Here is a 16,498-nt window from a genome sequence, read left to right as displayed (position 1 = left end):
GCTTCACGCGGCTTCGTCCTCCTGCCCAAACGCTGGGTCGTCGAGCGCTCCCTGGCATGGTTATCGCGCTTCCGTCGCCTCGGGCGAGATTTGGAACGCTTGTCCTCCACCCTGATCGGCTTTCACTTCGTCGCCGCCTGCGTTCTGATGCTGGCGAAAATCAGGCCCCTTCTTGGATAGGCTTCTGCCCAGCCTCTAGCGAGGCCGCTACATATCCTTCGAGGAAGTCGAGGTGAGCGTAGTTGAACGCCCAGAGCACGTGACTTCCACAGGGCGTTTGGAGCCAGAGGGCGAGGCGGAACAAGGGGTCCTGAGGTGTGTCGCGCTTCGGATTGAGAGTGAACCCCACCGACGCTCTATCTGACTTTGCGAAGCCACAGTGCGAGCAGGTGACCGTCCAATTGATTGTCGATGGCAAGACACCCCCAGTTTTGGTTGGTCGCGCTACACGAGCACAACGTCCACATCGAGGGCATGTCACAAGGACGGGACCGGCCAGGAAATCCTTGAGGGTCGTGCCGGGGTCCTCGAACCGTGACCGTGCAGGCATGCCCTTATGGTAGATGGGGACTCCTGCGACGGCGCCTCATTCGTCGCACGAGTTTTGGTTAGGGCCTCAGCACAGGCTGGGGGACGTTTCCCCGGTAGGGCTCATCCCAGCCCGAATGCCCCGAAATCCGCCTCACTGGCTGCGCCGGGGAAAGTAAGCAAGATAAGCTGGCGCCTGCGCTGGAGCGGAGGGAGTGATGCTTCGTGGGGAACGTGTGGACATGCCGGGCGCGCAAGGTGGGCGCCGCCTTCCCAACCTTCCTGGGGAAAGACGTGGGGATCGAGCTGCTGAACTGGCAGGTCTCGGGCACGGTCCTCTTGCAAGGGCGCGTTGACCTCGTAACCGCCTGGGCGACGGCGAACGATTACACCAAACCGCAGCACCCGCTGCCCGGCATCTACCTGGTCGATGCTGAAACCCTCTTTTACGTGAGCGCCCGGGGCCTTCTGGTGACCTCGGCGGCGGACGTGGTGCGCTCCATGTCACCCTCGCCCAAGACGACGGGGCAACTCAGCGAGGCGGCGGCATGTGAGGTGCTGGTCGGGCAGAAGCGGGTGTTCGTGCTGAGCGACCTCAGCTCCTTCCAGATCAAGAAGCTGCTGCTCGACCTCTTCGGCATCCGCACGCGGCCCACCGACACCCTGCGTTTTCCCTGAGCGAAGCAGGGTCCATCCTCGCTCGTGACGGCTCGCCTGGGACAGCACCCGGTGACCCCTCCCGGGCGACGGTGGACGTGGGGAGGAGAGCGCCAGTCAAGGGAGCTAAGGGCAAGAGAAACGAGGGCAGTTCTTTGCGCAAAGAACTGGACCGCTCGTGTGGTTGTGACTGGGAAAGCCAGCGCCTCGGCAGAGGGTGGGGCGGTTGGGGGCAATGTGCCTTGCTTCCTGGTCCAGCCTCATGGGTTCATTCCAGCGAGAGGGCCGACGTTCCCCCCCCTGTTGATGAAGTGCTTTCCGGTGCCCTCCCGACGGGTCCTTGGAATGGCTAGGACGCTGTTTTGCGCTTCCTGGGCTTGAGCTTGACTTCCACGTCCATGTCCAGGGCGTCGGCAATGCGCCGTAACGTCTCCATTCCATGCTGGTGATAGTCGGGGCTGAGCCAACGGGAGACGACCGGGGGTGTCACGCCGAGCTGCTGGGCCATCTGGGCGCCGTTTATCCTGCGGAGTCGCAGCGCCCGCCGCAGTTCCAGGCTCACCGGATCAGGCGGCGGCACCGTCTCGGCGTAGGCGAGTTGGACGGCACCGCCTTCCGGCGCCTGCACTAAGGCTTCCTGCACCAGGGCGTCGAGTTGGCGCATAACTCCCAGAGCGAAGCCCAGTTCTTCCCCATCGTCACTGAAGGTCGTTGGCACGTCCGTGACGGTGATTCGCACGCCGCGCTGCTGGGTCTGGTAGGTGGTGGGCCGGACAGGCATAGCTTCTCCTTTCAGTTCGCCATGACGGTGACGACGATGTAGGTAGCGTCGCGCCAGCCGACCTTGGCCCGCAGGCGCATGGAGCCGAGAAAGCGGTCGAAGTTCAGGCCCGGGGCGCGGGGGCCGCCGGGGAGGTCCTTGCTGACCTCATCGGGAAAATTGATGGCGTCCAGAACGTCATCGAGGGTCAGGGCATCGAGACTCAGTTCCTCGCGGGCGTGGCGGCTGAAGATCAGGCGATCCTCGTCCAGAGCCTTCCAGATCGCGGCGAGTTCCCACTCCAGCACCTCGCTCGTGCTGAAATCGAAGCCCGGGACCATACCCAAAGATTAGCATAAAAGCTAATCTTTGAAGCTCTTGGTGCGCGTGACGTGATCTAAGAGCGGCTGGTCTGCTCCTCCAGCCCCAGGTGTTCTACCCCTGCCCAGGGTGCCGAGGCCGGAGGGCTGACGGGAGAGAAGCTTGCCAGGTGCTCGCGGAGCACGTCCTCCAGCAGGAGGCTGGCATCAGCCTGGGTTCCGCTGACCCCGGCCCCAGACAGGAAGGTGCCCGGTTCGGTCTCCAAGTCGGTGTGGGCGACCCGGTAGGTGCGCTCGGGGTCGAGGGCCGCTCCACCCACCCACACTTCCCGCACCCGCTGCCTTACGTCCGCCCCGTCGTCCACCTGGACGTGCAGGCCGCTCAGCCCGAGCAGGCCGATGGGCGTGCCGCGCATCCCGTGATGACGAACCCCGATGACCGCCGGATCGAGCGACCGCTCCAGCGCCCCCAGCAGGGCCCGGCCAGTCACCGCCGAGACCAACGGGTTCACGGGCACCAGCCCGGCGGTATTCACCAGCGCCCCACGAGTCACCGGCCCCGCGTCCAGAGGAGCGTGCAGGGTGCCGCTCGCCACCAGGCCGATCTCGGCGCCTGCCCGGGTGCGCAGGGCCTCGGCGGCGAAGTTCGCCAGCGCCGAGTCGTGGAAGTGGTTGAGGGGCAGCGGCGCGGTGAGGTGTCCGACCACTTCATGCCGGACGCCTTCCAGCTCGCGCTCCAGTTCCTCCAGCGCCCTTTCCACGTAGTCGTCCGGCGGGGTGTCCTCGGGGACCGGGAGGACCGTCGCGGTGGCGCGGCTGACCTTCCCATCCGGGCCGAGGTCCAGGTCCACGCGGCCCAGATACTTTGCCCGGTCGCCTGCCTGGACGATCAGGGTGCCCCCCACCCACTCACCCTCCGGGAGCAGGTCGTGGGAGTGTGCGCCGATGATCAGGTCGAGGCCCGGCACGGCGGCGGCGAGCTGGCGGTCGTCCTCCAGGCCGAGGTGCGAGAGCAGGATCACCACCTGCGCGCCCGCCGCCCACAGCTCATCGCGCAGCCGGGCGGCCACCTCCCGCTCGTCGGGCAGGTGCAGGCCGTAGATCCCGTACAGACCATCCCAGGGAGCGGTCAGGCCGAACACGCCGATCTTGAGCCCGTCGGGGCCGTCGAGCAGCACGCTTTCGCGCAAGCCCTCGACGAGCGGACCCTCGCCGTCCCGCAGGTTGGCCGCGAGCATCGGGTAGGGGGCACGCTGGGCCATGCGGGTGAGGGCGCCCATGCCGTAGACGAGCCCGATATCGTTGCCGACCGTCTGGAGGGTCACGCCGCTCGCCGCCAGCACGGGGGGGAGGGCCGCGCCGCGCGTGAGGCGCCCGGCCTCGAAGCGGCGGTCGAAGGCGTCCCCGGCATCCCAGCGGTACACGGTGCGCCCCTCGGCCTCCGCCCGGGCGCGCTCGCGGTGAGCGAGGGCGGTCAGGCGGGCCAGTTCGGGCAGGTGGCCGTGGATGTCGTTGGTGTGCAGAAACGTCAGGCGGGGCACAAGCTCGACTATACGGGTCGTACAGAAAGTCTTCAGGCGCAAGGTGGTGGAGAGGGCCAGTGGCAAACTGCCAAAGCGGGGAGGGGCGAAGGTTCCCCCAAGTCGCGTTTGCCCCCTACCTACCTGGAAAAAGCATCAACAGGGAGAGGGCGTGTCTCTCCCTGTTGATGCAGGTGGGGCCGGATGCGAAAGCAGGGTAAGATACTCGGCATCTTCAAGGTGACGAATATGACGAATCCTGCATGGGAGCTTCTAGACCAGCGTTTCTCCACCCTCCTGGCCTCGCCACTGAACCCCGAGACTGCGCCGCAGGCTCTCGAGGACTGGCTCTCTCTCAATCGAGCGCTCTACCAGACGCGAGGGGAATTGATTCGCGCCTACTACGCCCATTCCACGGATGCTCAGGTCAAGGGGGCCCATGATAATTTTGTTCGTAACTACTTCCCCAAGCTTGCCGCTGCTTCCAAACAATTCATCCGACGGGTCGCCGCGAGAGGCTTAAACTATCCGACCACTTGGCAGCAGTTTGTTGAAGCGGCTACAGACGATCAGCCTTCAGACGATCTTCTCGCACTTCAAGGTGAGGAAAATCAACTTGGGAAATCGTTTCAGCAGATTCGCGCCTCGACGTTGTATTTGGTGGACGGCGAGGAGGTCCAACCGGGGCAGCTCGCTGCAAAATTACAACATCCTAACCGAGAAGAGCGCCGAAAAGCTTACTTGGGTTTGATTGGCAGTGAGCATCAGAAGGATGATGAACTTGACGACTTATTCGTAGAATTGCACCGCATACGCACACGTATCGCAGAACAAAGCGGTTACGCGAACTATTATGATTATGCTCTGGCAAAGGGTCCTCTTCGCAACAAAGCCTATACACCACAAGATACAGTCAGATTTAGAGAATCGGTAAAGAAATATATTGTCCCTCTTTTTCTCGAACTTCGTAGGCTTCGTAAACAATCCTTAGGCGTTACGGAACTGCGGCCTTGGGACAACATGTTGAATCCGTTTGGTGGTACACCAATGGCGCAATTTACGGATGATGTGGACGCACTCAGCCGGGCGGCAAAAGTCCTTGACCGACTCGACACCGAGTTTGGGGATGTATTTCGCGATCTTGAATCCCAAGATTTGATCGACATAGAATCCCGTCCAGACAAAGCACGCAACGGCTATTCGAGCATCTTACCAGAAACCGAACAGTCGTTTGTCATCATGCACATAGGACCGCGCTCCTTCAATATTCACCTGCTCTTTCATGAACTTGGTCACGCGATACATTACGCTATGGCCCCGAAGGGACAACCCTACGAGGTATACACTCCTCCCCTCGAATTTGCTGAATTCGTTTCACAAACTTTTGAGTTAGTAACGACCCCACTTCTATGGGAGTTCTTTGAGCAAGAGGACTTGAAAGTTGTCAACTATCTTCTTCTTGAGAGAATATGTTTTGAGATTCTCAACACGTGTAAATTGGATGAATTCCAGGAAAAAGTTTATCAAGAACAGTCCCTAAACAAATCAATGATTACTGTTATATACGAACAAGTGGATGCTCAATACCCTACTGGGGTTGAGTGGGGCGACGCCGCCCACTTGAGACCGTACTTCTGGAAAAATTTCACACTGTTTAGCAGCCCCTTCTACAGATTCGAATACGCAGTCGCCTGGGTCACGGCTCTGCAATTCCAAAGCGCGTACCAGAAGAATCCCGGAGGAGCTTTATCGAGACTCAAATCTGCTATGCGTCTGGGATACACCCGACCCACTAGGGAACTTTTTCGGGAAGCGGGTGTGGACTTACAATTTAATGAAGAAGTACTTGCCCATACGTCTAATGATCTTCGATCCCGCATGATGGTACGCTAACCTCTCAGTTCAAAAATCTGGGGGGGAAGTTATGAAGAAGGTTTTGCGTCTGGCTGTCAGTGTTCTTACCATGTTCGTTCTCGGAGCCACCAGCTTCAACAGCGCGGTAGCTGCGGCTCAAGGCAACTCCGCTCCCGTCGGCACGAACCATCCGGATGATGGTGGTGCGGGTGACTACGGGGTAATGAACTGAGCAAGGCTCTCCGTAGCGAGTCTTTGCTCACTGTTGCGGGCGACTGATTTCTACGATGCTGGCTGTGACACAAGATCGAATTTTCTGATTATGTGTCACAGTCTTCTGCTTTGAAACGTATCATGTCTACCCAAGTATCCCTTGAACTAGATAAAAACCTCGATCTTGCCAATTGGCCGGATGTGCTGTCGTGGACTGCAAGAGCCTCGGCAGAGGGAGCATCACAACAAGAGATAGCCGATGCTTTTTTATCTGATGGAAGTGCTTTGGGTAATTTTAGAGCGTTTACCCATTTGATGCGTACCCCAGGCTTCACCAAGGAAACAGGTCTGGCCTGTCTGAGACCCGCATATAGGGCGACTTCCGACAAATTACTGAAGATTATCATCGCAACCTCCGTCCACCACCTCGGCATTCAAAGGAGTCTGCTCGAAGGCGAGAAGAACGAGAAGACTACCTCCGGGGGGATGGAGCTTCTAAATGAGTATCTTAATGATCTTCGCAATTTACACTGTACCGGGATGTTACCGATTGAAGCGGAATACAGAATTTATCACGCGATGGCAGTTACTGCATTAACACTCAATGAGGCTAAGGAATTAGAGAGATTGATCAACCGTCTTCTGGTGATAGCCGAAATCATTGGGCATGAGGAGTTGAGTGACCGCACCACAAACTTCTGTGTCACTGCATTAACTAATGTTGATAGCTACAGTCAGATAATTGCACTTGGATACCCTCAGCTACAACGTACACCGCCTCCTAGCATGGAAGACTCCTATGAATCAGTAATTGCGAACATGGCACATGCTTACCTTCATATAGGGGACTACAGGAAGTGCAAGCTCCTTTTTGAAGAGGGCTTGAAGAAGTCCTCCGATTCTATTCAGCTTAAAAACTATTTTCTCTGGAATCAGGTGCAAGCAGGCCAACTGGACCTGTCCACCGAGCTGCCGACAGACTGGGATAGAATTAAACGATACAGGTGGCAGATTGAAGCCTTTCAAGAATTAGGGCGCGCAATGGCCGAAGGCCCACACCGCACACAGCAACAGCGTCAACACTATTTGCGGATGGTGGAAATTACCAACGAGGGCGTTGACACCCGCTTGACTCGTGACTCAACCATTGAACGTTGGCTAAGGGCGCGCGCCAGGTTGGGTCTGCGTGAGTATGCTTTAGCCCTAGACGAGTTGAGAATAATTCAACCCCCCCACTCAGATGACTTCTTATATCGAGTGTGGATCAATGCAATTCATTTGGAGCTTGGCATGACTACGCTTCCCCAGCTTATCAAGCCCATGCACGAGCTGGAGGAAGAGGCGCGACAAATTTACAGGGATGCCCGCAAGGTGAACAACGCCGATCCCGAGGGCTTGGCCCACTTAACGGCCCGCTGGATGCCGGGTGCCACCGCCTACCTCGGGCGAATGCCAGATGGAATTACAGAGTGCCGGATAGCTCTGGAGAATGTTTTCAGAATCACCAGCCGAAGCCGCTGGAAGCTGACGGTACTGCCGCCGCCCCTCGCTTTGAGCCTGACGTTGGGCGCTTTGGGGAACGAGCATCGGCCCTCACTCAACGCGAACACCAACTTCCAGCTACGACCCCTCCGGCAAAAGATTGGCGAGGCCGATGTGTGGGGGCCGGTGGTGGCGCCCGTCTCCCTCGCGCTTGGGCTCTTGCGCGCGGGGCACCTGGAGACAGCGCGTGAGTGGTTGAGCGTTACCCTTGTTGCACCACAGGTCAAGGGTGAGGGAGCTGATCCTGCCGAGCAAATCAACACGCTGTTCAAGCAGGCTTCGGGGGGAGAACGCTCCTTCACCAGCCTGCTACAAGCACTCGCCCTTTTGAAGGTGTAGCGATCCTCGACGCCAGAAAGGCACACGATTCCACTCGACCTCACCTCTGGGCGGGGGATTGGTGGACGCCCTCCCCGCGCCCCCGGCGCCCTTCTGGAGACCTGCGTGACCTGCTCCGACCGAATCGGCCCAGATGAGAATAGCGAGTCTGGCATCTTGAAGGGATAGACCCCCGGAGGCCAGCATGAAGGGAAAAAAGCACACCGAGGAACAGATCGGCTTCGCCCTTAAACAAGCGGAGAGTGGCATCTGCGTCGGCGAAATCTGCCGCTTCCCGGGGCATCGCTGAGTCCACGTTCTTCCACTGGCGCAAGAAGGACGTGGGGCTCGGGGACCCCGAGCTGCCTCAGGCGACGCAGTTCGAGGAAGAGAACCGGAAACCGGGGCCGCTGGTGGCGGACCTGAGCATGGATCAGGTGATGCTCCAGGACGTGATCTCAAAAAGCGCTGAAGCCCGTCCAGCGAAGGAACCGACCGAGTAAGCGAGCGACGGGCGTGTCGAGTCCTGAGGGTCTGGCGCTTGCCTACGGGGGCACCCACAAGGCCCTTAGGCGGAAGTCGCTGATGATCCTCGTTCTGGGGCGACGTGGCGTGGGGAGGCCACCGAGACGTGACCCGCCGTTGGCAGCCTCCCCACGCCTTGACCTCACTTCTGACCCCTGGAGAGCACTGAGCCGTACCTAGTACGCTGTGTTTAGCGCCTTGAACTCAAGTAAATAGAGCCCTGAGCTTTACCCTCAACAAGGTGTGAAACGGCTTCCTGGTCTCTATAGGCTGTCAGGGTGCTTCCCGCTCTAGCTCGCGCGGCTGTCCTCCCGTCCCAGCTAAGTCTCTATGCCCAGGCCTGCACATGGGATGTCCAGGGTGATTTGGACTGTGCCCAAGCTGCCCTCACCCAGGCTTCCCTTTCGATTTCCCCTTCAAACCTCACCGACGACTGCCGCGCACGGGCAGAGTTTGCCAACACTTTCGTGTACGTCGGACAGCTTCTTGCTTCCCTCCAACCCACCCTCGACCTGCTCTGGCAACTCCACCGCACTTGCGGTCACAGGACGGCTCATCCATCGTTAGGGTTGGCCGGTGACCTTGAACTCTCCTGTGGCGCAGGGCGAGGCCAACTTGGAGACCGTGACCTGGCCGGGAGCGGCGATGGCAGCCTCGTCTCAGGCGTTCGTGAAGCGTGAAGCCCTTTCTTCAAACCACGCACCTGGCGAGCCCGCGAGCGAAAGCTGGTCACAGGTTTGAGCGCCCCTTATCGCGTACGGCACAGGGTCTCTTCCTTTGCGCCTGCATGTCACAGCGGCACTTGCAGCCTGCACCCTTTGAAGGGCACGAAAGTCGCCTTGACCTGCTTCCCTCCTGCGGCCACACCGTTGCCGCCTCCTTGCCCATCACATGGGGGATGACCAGATGACCACACCTTCCGTGTCGACCTTCCCGGTGATCCCGCACCGCTATCGCCTGTGCTGCGGCGTCCCAGCCTTGGCCGCTGAAATCGAGCCGGGCCTTCAGCGTCTCGGTTGGGGAGTTGATGAGCGGGCTTCCCTGGGCCTGATGATCGACGCGCCGTTCGGCTACGCCTTGCACCGATTGGAGCAGGTAGACCCTAGCGAGTGGGTAGTGGTGACCGACAACCCCTGCCCGGAATACTGGGAGGATCTCTGGTCTTTTTCACCGCGCGCCCTGCTCGCCGGGGGCTATAACACCGCACACGTCGCTCATGCCCTGGGACGCGCCGCACCCAAGCGGTTTTACCGACACACGCCTCTGCACGACAGCTCCCTCACCTGCGTAGAGCGCCGCCTGTTGCGCTCCAATGCTCAGGGGTGGGAGAACAAGCGCATCGCCCAGGAACTTGGCCTGAACGAGGGCACGGTCAGAAATGGGTTGAGTCGCATTTTCCAGAAGCTCGGCGTCGACAACCGGACTCAACTGGCCCTGTACTACTGGGGACTCTGGCATCCACTTGAGAGGTGGCCGGGAAGTGTCGGAAGCCTTGCCGACGCTCAAACCTGAACAGACGATGTGCCCGACAGTCAGAGGAAGGTGCTGTAGACGGTGACGATGCGTCTGCGCTGGTCCGAGAAGGTGGCGAGGTCGTGCCCTCCGACCGGAGCTGGTGCTTTGAAAGGCGGCCTGGGGGTCGCGATAGGAGTCGGGCGCAGACCGCTCAACCTCCAGCTCTCGCAGGCAGCACAGCAGATCGGTGGCCGAGTGTCGCCGGCTGGACCCAAGCTCTGTTGCCAGGGCGTGGAACGCTCTGGGATCAGGTCGCAAGACGCTCGAACGACGAGGGCCACGGGCCTAACCTGTCCACACGCGTACACCCCACGACGGTCCCCGACCTGCCCTCAACGGCGTTCCGGGTCTTGAGGACACAACGCGGTCCGGACACCATGGGGAACGCCAGGGCACACCTGCTGGCCTGAAGGCTGCGCAGCTACTCGTGGCGCAGCGCCTCGATGGGAGTGAGTCTGGCCGCGCGGCTGGCGGGCCAAACTCCGAACACCAGCCCGATCAGGGCGCTGACGCCCAGGGCCAGGGCCGCGGCCCCCGGTGAGAGCACCATTTCCGGAAAGAAGGATGGCGCCGCCAGCGTGACCAACAGCACGGTCAGCACGCTCAAGCCGTAGCCGATCACGCCGCCTAGGCCCGTCAGGGTCACGGCCTCAATCAGAAACTGGCCCAGGATGGTGCCGCGCCGCGCGCCCAGGGCCTTGCGCAGTCCGATCTCGCGGGTGCGCTCGGTAACGCTGACCAGCATGATGTTCATGATGCCGATGCCGCCCACCAGCAGGCTCAGGCCACCGATGCCGGCCAGGGCGAGCTGGAGCACCCCGGTAATCTGGCGAAACTGGTCGACGAACCGATCAAAATTCTGTATCTCGAAATCCTCCCCGCCCCGGCGCGCGGCGAGAATCCGGGTCATGTCGGCCTGCACACGCCGCTGGTCGGCGCCCGCATCCACGCGAAACAGCAGGAACGGGTAACGGTCACGGGCATAGAAATAACGCCAGGCGTAGCTGAGGGGCACATACCCGCTGTCCTGCGCCAGCCCGCCGAGCAGGCCGCCCTGGCTAGCGACCACGCCGATGACCGTGAGGTCCTCACGGCGGGTGCCCGGCGACCCGGCTCCTCCCGCCTGAGGGCCTGTGGACTGGTTGACGCGCAGCGTCCGTCCCAGCGGGTCGAGGGGGCCAAAGAATTTGCTGGCGGTGTTCTCACTCAGCACGATGACCGGCGCGCTGGCGCGCTCTTCTTCCGAGCTGAAGAAGCGTCCGGACCGCAGCCGCAGGTTGCCGAGCTGCTGCGGGTAGGTGGCGGGCACGCTCTCCAGGCTAAGGCTGCCCGCGCGCCGTGACGTGCTGGCCTGCACGCTGGAGCTGACGGTCGAGACGTTCTGAACCGGCAACCCGCCCAGCGCCAGCACGTCGTCCTCCGAGAAGTCGGGGGGGACGGCCCCGCCGGGATCGAACCGGGGCGAGACGAACACCTGGCTGCCACCGATGTCGTTGAGCTGCTGGGTGACCGCCCCGGTCGCCATCTGCCCCAGCGCCAGCATGGTGCTGACCGCGTACACCCCAATGATCACGCCCAACATGGTCAGCAGGCTGCGAAGCTTGTTGGCCCCGATGGCCGTGAGCGCCGTGCGAATATTCTCCAAGACGTTCATGGAGCGCCGCCGAGGGCCGCCTCCCGGGGCATAATCCTGCCGTCACGCATCCAGATCACCCGCCCGGCCCGCGCGCCGACCTCGTCCTCGTGGGTGACCAACAGAATGGTGCGCCCTTCCCGGTGCAACTCGTCGAACAGGTTGAGCAGCTCACCGGTGCTGCGCGAGTCGAGGTTGCCGGTCGGCTCGTCTGCCAGCAGCACGGTGGGGTTTTGCACCAGCGCGCGCGCAATGGCAACCCGCTGCTTCTGGCCGCCCGACAACTCGTTGGGCCGGTGGTGTAACCGGTCTTGCAGCCCCACCCGTGTGAGGGCCAGCCGGGCCAGCCGCTCGCGCTCGCGGGCGGGGATGCCCCGGTAGGTGAGTGGCAGCTCCACGTTTTTCAGGGCACTGGTGCGCGGCAGCAGGTTGAACGCCTGGAACACGAAGCCGATCCGCTCGTTGCGAATGCGCGCCAGACCGGCTTCGCCGAGCTGCCGCACGTCCTCGCCGCCCAGCCGGTACTCGCCGCCGCTGGGGTGGTCCAGGCAACCGATGATGTGCATCAGGGTGCTTTTGCCGCTGCCCGACGCTCCCATCAGGGCCACGTACTCCCCCTCCCGAATGGTGAGCGAAACCCCCGCTAGGGCCTGCACCTCGGCGTCGCCCGCGCCCGCGTATACCTTGGTCAGGTCGCGGACCTCGATGACTGGAGTCTCAGGCGCGCTCACGGGCTCACCGTCTCTCCTGAGACGCGGACCCGGCCGGCGGCAGCGTGTAGCGGACCGTGTCCCCGGCCTTGAGTTCGCCGGGCGCGGGGGTGACAATCAGGTCCCCCGCCCTGATCTGCTGCGCGGCGCCGGCGCCTTGCACGGCGGCACTGCTGGCGTTGCGCTCCCGGAGGGTCACGCTCAGCGGCCGCACCACCCCCAGGCCCCCGGACCCCTGCCCGCCCTGGCCCGGGTTGGGCGTCACCCGCCAGACCCGCGTGCGCTCGCCCTCGCCTGCCCCCGCCGTATCGGTGGTTTCAAGCGGCAGGATCACCGCGTCCTCGAGGCGCCGGGTGGTGACGGTCGCCGTACCGGTGAACCCCGGCTTCACGTCCCGGGCGCCCGGCAGACGGATGTGGACCAGCACGCTGGCGACCTGCCCGGAACTGCGGGCCACCGGCTCAATCCGGTGCACCGTGCCGCGCAGGCTGCGGGGCAGGGCGTCGAACTGCACGCTGGCGGGTTGGCCCACCCGCAGGTCGCTGGCGCGCGTCTCGTCGAAGGGCACCTCCAGGTACAGGCGGGCCGGATCGGTGATCTCGACGGCCGCCTGCGTGGCCGGCACCGGGTTTCCGGCACTGACATTCACGGCGCTCACCACGCCGCCGGTCGGCGCGCGCAGCTCGGCGTCCACCAGGCCAGCTTCCAGATTCTGCACCCGCACCCGCGCGGATTCCAGCGCGGCGCGCGCCTGGGTCACGGCCGCCTGCCCCTCCGCCCCGCCCCGGGCGCGGGCGTAGGCGAGGTCGGCCTGCGCCGCCGCGAGCCTGCGGGCCGCCTCGTCGCGGGCAGTCTGCGCGGTTTGCAGGTCCTGTCGGCTGACGCCACCGATCCTCAGCAGCTCGCGCTGGACGCCGAGGGTTCGCTCGGCGCCCTCCAGCGCGCTGCGAGCACCCTCAAGCGCCCACGCGGCATTCTGGCGCTGCCGCTCCAGATCGAGTTGTCCTTCACGGGCGCTGGCCTGGGCGCGCAGCAGGTCGGCCTGTGCTCCGGTCAGGGCGGCGCGGGCCGCGTCCAGGTCGCGCCGCGCGGCGGTCGTGTCCAGGCGGGCCAGCGGCTGTCCAGCGCGAACCTCGTCGCCCACCCGCACGTCCACGCTGGCAACCTGGCCCACGGCGCCGCCCGGGGTGCCCACTCCCCCGAACGACACCGTGCGGCTGACCTCGGCCCGCGCGGTTCCAGTGCCGTTCACGGTCTTGACGAGCGTACCGGTGCGGGCGGCCACCACGTTGACCGGGGTCGCCTGCGTGCCACCCGGCCGCAGCAACGCCAGCGCCATGACGCCCAGCCCGACGACGATCAGAGCGGGCCGCCCCCAGCGGGGCCTGCGCCCGCGGGCCCGGGCCGGGCGGGTAGCTCGGCCCGGCCCGGTGGGAGTCGGCGCGGCTTCCGGGCCTTCCCCGCCGCTCACGCGCCACCAGCCTGACGGCGCGTCGCCCACCCCGGGGCTACGACAAGATTGAGGAATGGTACTACGCCAAGAGAAAAACACCGTTGCTCACACGCCCATTCCCAGCCCCATCCCAGGAGCCCCGGCAAATCCCCAGCAGGAGGCCGCACGAACCGCGTGCGCCCCCAGCAGGCCCGGGGGGTGCGCTGAGACCACGCCCCAGCTCTCGGCAGCGGCCGAGCCGTGGAGGCACCGCGTGGAACGGTCTGCCTCTGGGTCATGGTCAGGATCACCTGCTGCTGAGTGCTGAATTCTGGGCCACTGGAAAGCCCGTCTAGGAAGGTCAGCAGGGTGGGGCGGCAGACGTTTCTAAACACATGTTCCTCCTCAGGCTTCCGAATGACGGCATTCATCTGGGCTTCCAAGTTCTGTTGAAGATGACAGACGCCGGCACCGATGGCCGTCCATCTAAAAATGGAGAACGTCCCATAGGGATGGGCAGGTTTTGAGGACGACGAGGGGGCAGGGCTGGAATTCCGCCGGTGTTGCGGCTCTTCCGTGGTCCCGACGCGGCCCTCCGGGAGCGTGGTGTGCCACAGGATGAGCGACCTCCACGCCGGATTGAAACAACTTCCTTCCGTCACACTCGTTCTCCGACTCGTCACAACGCATCTTAGGACCACTGCACTCGACTCGGCGCCGCGAAGGGCAGGCATGACCTCCAACAGGAACTGCGGAGGGAATGCCCTACAGGACCCCCGTGTGTGCGTGCGCTCGGCGGTTGTTGCCGCACCCCTGCGAGCGTCACCCGAACTCCAGGTCTTGGCACCTACCCCGTGAAGGTCATGCCCCGCACGGGAAATCGCCCGTCGATGGTGAATGGCACGCCCTCACCACCGAAGACGTCCGTGTCCGCACCTCCCATATTCACCCCCAGGTGCAGGTGCGGCTCCGAGGTGTTTCCGCTGTTGCCTACCCGCCCGAGCCCTTGGCCGGCCCGCACGACCTCACCGGGCCGCACGCGCACGCTTCCATGTTGCAAATGCGCCAGGAGGACCTGGACCTCCCGTCCGTCCGGAAGGAGACATGCCAGCAGCACGTGGTTGCCGGCTGGATGCAAGGGATCGGTCTCGGGCACCCGCAGGTCCGGGTGTCCGTCCTCCACCGCGAGCACCCGGCCCGGCAGTGGGGCCAGGACCTGTGCACCGAAGATCACATACTTGGCTGGGGCCTGCGGCCACAGGCCGCGGGCGTGATGACCAAGGGGCCCGACCCCGATCAAATCCACGGCGTAGCGCATGGCCGGGTACTCCGCATGGTAGTTCAAGGCGGCTGTGCTGCCCCCGTGGGCCACCACGAACCGCCCACCTGCGACCACCGGCCCCAAGCCCACCGCATCGCCCGGTACTTTTCTTCCCCGCTTGGCCTGTACGATCAGGGGCAGCAGCAGCAGTGCTGCGACGAGCGTGAGTGCGCTGTCCCAAAGCGCGAACCCGCCGAGGGGCAGCGTGACGGCGCGCGAGGCGGACAGCACCGTGCCGATAACGCCGCAGATCAGCAGGACACGGAGGCCCGTCCAAAGCTCAGCCCAGACGGTCGTGGGAAGCAAGGCCACGCTGAGCAGCAGGACGGCCGGGACGTGTCCGAGCCACGCGAGCTGGGTGGGCTGTGCCCAACTGAGCACATTTCCCACCAGCGCCAGGAATATCAAGGTGACCCGCACGGCGCGCCACACCCAAATCCGGCCCGCCCCCGGCGCCGGCGTCGGCACCCTGAGGCCGCTGAGGCGTCCACCATCGTCGAAACGGGCCAGAACCTCGTATTGCCCTCTTTCGGCTTGGACGGTCCACATGTTGGAAGCGTCCAGTGGAGTGACTGCCCGGGCGACACCGTGGCGGCGTTGCAGAGCGTTCAGCACGGGCTGCACCTGTTGAAGCGGAATTTGATCGAGGAAGGCCGGCGCGAAGTGCTCTGAGTGGGGCGCGTTGAGGGCCTCAAGCAAGAGTTCCTCCCTAGGTGGGTTCACAGGTGACCTCCTCGGCGGGGCCCAGGGCTTCAGAGGCCACCAGCATCGTCAGCAGGGGGATGACACGCTCTGTGGGCACATGATGCAAACCCCGCCCGGCAGATTTGAGCCATCCTGCGGCCACCAGCTCCCGCAGATGGTGATAGAGGGGTCCGGCAGACCCCAGATCCTTGAGCTGTGCCAATTGAGCGGTGCGCGTCATGCCGCTCAACACGGCCCTCAGCAACCGCAGCCGGGTGGGATGACCGAGGGCGGCAAAGACTTGTGCCGCGTTTTCCCAAGATTGTTGAAGAAGAGCGCACGTCGGAAGCCCCGATTGCCCCTGGATAGAGGGGTGACCATGAAGGGCGGCTGTTCCGGCGAGCGTCACACCATCTTGAAGATAAGTCTCCGATTCCTCCATCGAGCAGGCCCTGTTGTTCTCCCAAGGCGAGGGTAAAGCCGTCTGGAAAGCTTCCAAGTTGGCGACTCGCCGCTCAAGAACACCGATCTGCCTTGATATCTCACTTTCCATAACTCTATTATATTTAAGCTTCAGGCTGATGTGTGTGAAGATGGCGCGCCTACTGAGACTTTTGTAACGACAATTATTCTATATCGATGACTTTTGTAACGATGGTTTCTCTGTATCAAGTTCACCGTTTGATATCGAGTGAAGCTACTGTACACACTCCCATCTCCTGTGCTAGTTTTTAATTAGCTGTTAAAACCTTGATAGGGGATTGGACTCCGCCCTCGGGCTTTGAGGAGGCCATGTCTAACCAATTGATGTTTTACAGCAAAAGGAGACGTATGAAAAACTCAGGAGTTGCACCTGCATAACGACGGGGAAGCGCTCCCAGCCGAGAAAATCTGGGAGTGTCTACGTCACAGATTCTGGGGGAGCGCGTCCGCATTCTGGCAGATGAGTTCCTGGCCGTTCCAACC

15 protein-coding genes are annotated in these 16,498 nt (G+C 62.8%); 7 read left to right on the top strand and 8 right to left on the bottom strand.

The genetic code is table 11. From position 1 onward, the window contains the following. Positions 1-180, top strand: a 180-nt coding sequence (locus tag A7B18_RS19820) for a transposase (protein WP_146009613.1), incomplete at its 5' end; no start/stop codon positions are given. 573 nt (positions 181-753) lie between these two features. Further along, a complete protein-coding gene (locus tag A7B18_RS22145) occupies positions 754-1,206 on the top strand; it encodes a hypothetical protein (RefSeq protein ID WP_180970266.1) in 453 nt (150 codons plus the stop codon). A gap of 328 nt (positions 1,207-1,534) precedes the next feature. On the opposite strand, the gene A7B18_RS19810 is transcribed toward A7B18_RS22145, so the two are convergent. The 3 genes from A7B18_RS19810 to A7B18_RS22140 are packed head-to-tail and all read right to left on the bottom strand — an operon-like array spanning position 1,535 to position 3,806. Next, a complete protein-coding gene (locus A7B18_RS19810) occupies positions 1,535-1,966 on the bottom strand; it encodes a helix-turn-helix domain-containing protein (RefSeq protein WP_102128410.1) in 432 nt (143 codons plus the stop codon). An 11-nt stretch (positions 1,967-1,977) separates the two neighbouring features. Continuing rightward, complete coding sequence (locus A7B18_RS19805; RefSeq protein ID WP_102128409.1) at positions 1,978-2,286, bottom strand: DUF4258 domain-containing protein; 309 nt, start codon at positions 2,284-2,286, stop codon at positions 1,978-1,980. 56 nt (positions 2,287-2,342) lie between these two features. Beyond that, complete coding sequence (locus A7B18_RS22140; RefSeq protein ID WP_102128408.1) at positions 2,343-3,806, bottom strand: bifunctional metallophosphatase/5'-nucleotidase; 1,464 nt, start codon at positions 3,804-3,806, stop codon at positions 2,343-2,345. Positions 3,807-3,989: 183 nt separating this feature from the next. Between A7B18_RS22140 and A7B18_RS19795 the strand changes: the two genes are divergently transcribed. The 5 genes from A7B18_RS19795 (at position 3,990) to A7B18_RS19785 (ending at position 9,749) form a co-directional block, all read left to right on the top strand. Continuing rightward, on the top strand, positions 3,990-5,678 hold the full coding sequence (locus tag A7B18_RS19795; RefSeq protein ID WP_102128407.1) for a M3 family metallopeptidase: 1,689 nt from the start codon (positions 3,990-3,992) through the stop codon (positions 5,676-5,678). A 31-nt stretch (positions 5,679-5,709) separates the two neighbouring features. Next, positions 5,710-5,871: a hypothetical protein gene (locus tag A7B18_RS22135; protein ID WP_180970265.1), complete on the top strand. Its 162-nt coding sequence runs from the start codon at positions 5,710-5,712 to the stop codon at positions 5,869-5,871. Positions 5,872-5,981: 110 nt separating this feature from the next. Next, complete coding sequence (locus tag A7B18_RS21635; RefSeq protein ID WP_146009612.1) at positions 5,982-7,733, top strand: hypothetical protein; 1,752 nt, start codon at positions 5,982-5,984, stop codon at positions 7,731-7,733. A gap of 320 nt (positions 7,734-8,053) precedes the next feature. Next, positions 8,054-8,215, top strand: coding sequence for a hypothetical protein (locus A7B18_RS22130; protein ID WP_180970264.1), 162 nt, complete (start codon positions 8,054-8,056; stop codon positions 8,213-8,215). Between the two features lie 928 nt (positions 8,216-9,143). Further along, positions 9,144-9,749: a LuxR C-terminal-related transcriptional regulator gene (locus A7B18_RS19785; RefSeq protein WP_245872988.1), complete on the top strand. Its 606-nt coding sequence runs from the start codon at positions 9,144-9,146 to the stop codon at positions 9,747-9,749. A 424-nt stretch (positions 9,750-10,173) separates the two neighbouring features. Here A7B18_RS19785 and A7B18_RS19780 read toward each other — a convergent pair whose 3' ends face one another. The 5 genes from A7B18_RS19780 to A7B18_RS19760 form a co-directional block, all read right to left on the bottom strand. Then, positions 10,174-11,406, bottom strand: a complete 1,233-nt coding sequence (locus A7B18_RS19780) for an ABC transporter permease (protein WP_102128404.1) — start codon at positions 11,404-11,406, stop codon at positions 10,174-10,176. After that, positions 11,403-12,116 carry an ABC transporter ATP-binding protein gene (locus A7B18_RS19775; RefSeq protein WP_219722162.1) on the bottom strand — a complete coding sequence of 238 codons (714 nt, stop codon included), beginning with the start codon at positions 12,114-12,116 and terminating at the stop codon, positions 11,403-11,405. Before A7B18_RS19775 ends, A7B18_RS19780 begins: the two co-directional genes overlap by 4 nt. 4 nt (positions 12,117-12,120) lie before the next feature. Beyond that, positions 12,121-13,566 (bottom strand): HlyD family secretion protein, encoded by a 1,446-nt coding sequence (locus A7B18_RS19770; protein ID WP_146009611.1) that lies wholly within the window; start codon positions 13,564-13,566, stop codon positions 12,121-12,123. Between the two features lie 808 nt (positions 13,567-14,374). Beyond that, on the bottom strand, positions 14,375-15,547 hold the full coding sequence (locus A7B18_RS19765) for a M23 family metallopeptidase (RefSeq protein ID WP_102128401.1): 1,173 nt from the start codon (positions 15,545-15,547) through the stop codon (positions 14,375-14,377). Between the two features lie 10 nt (positions 15,548-15,557). Next, entirely contained in the window at positions 15,558-16,085 is a 528-nt protein-coding gene (locus A7B18_RS19760) for an ArsR/SmtB family transcription factor (RefSeq protein ID WP_219722161.1), read from the bottom strand. Between the last annotated feature and the right edge of the window lie 413 nt (positions 16,086-16,498).

This window comes from Deinococcus planocerae (assembly GCF_002869765.1).
Lineage (GTDB): Bacteria > Deinococcota > Deinococci > Deinococcales > Deinococcaceae > Deinococcus > Deinococcus planocerae.
This window is presented reverse-complemented; position numbering and strand designations above follow the sequence as displayed.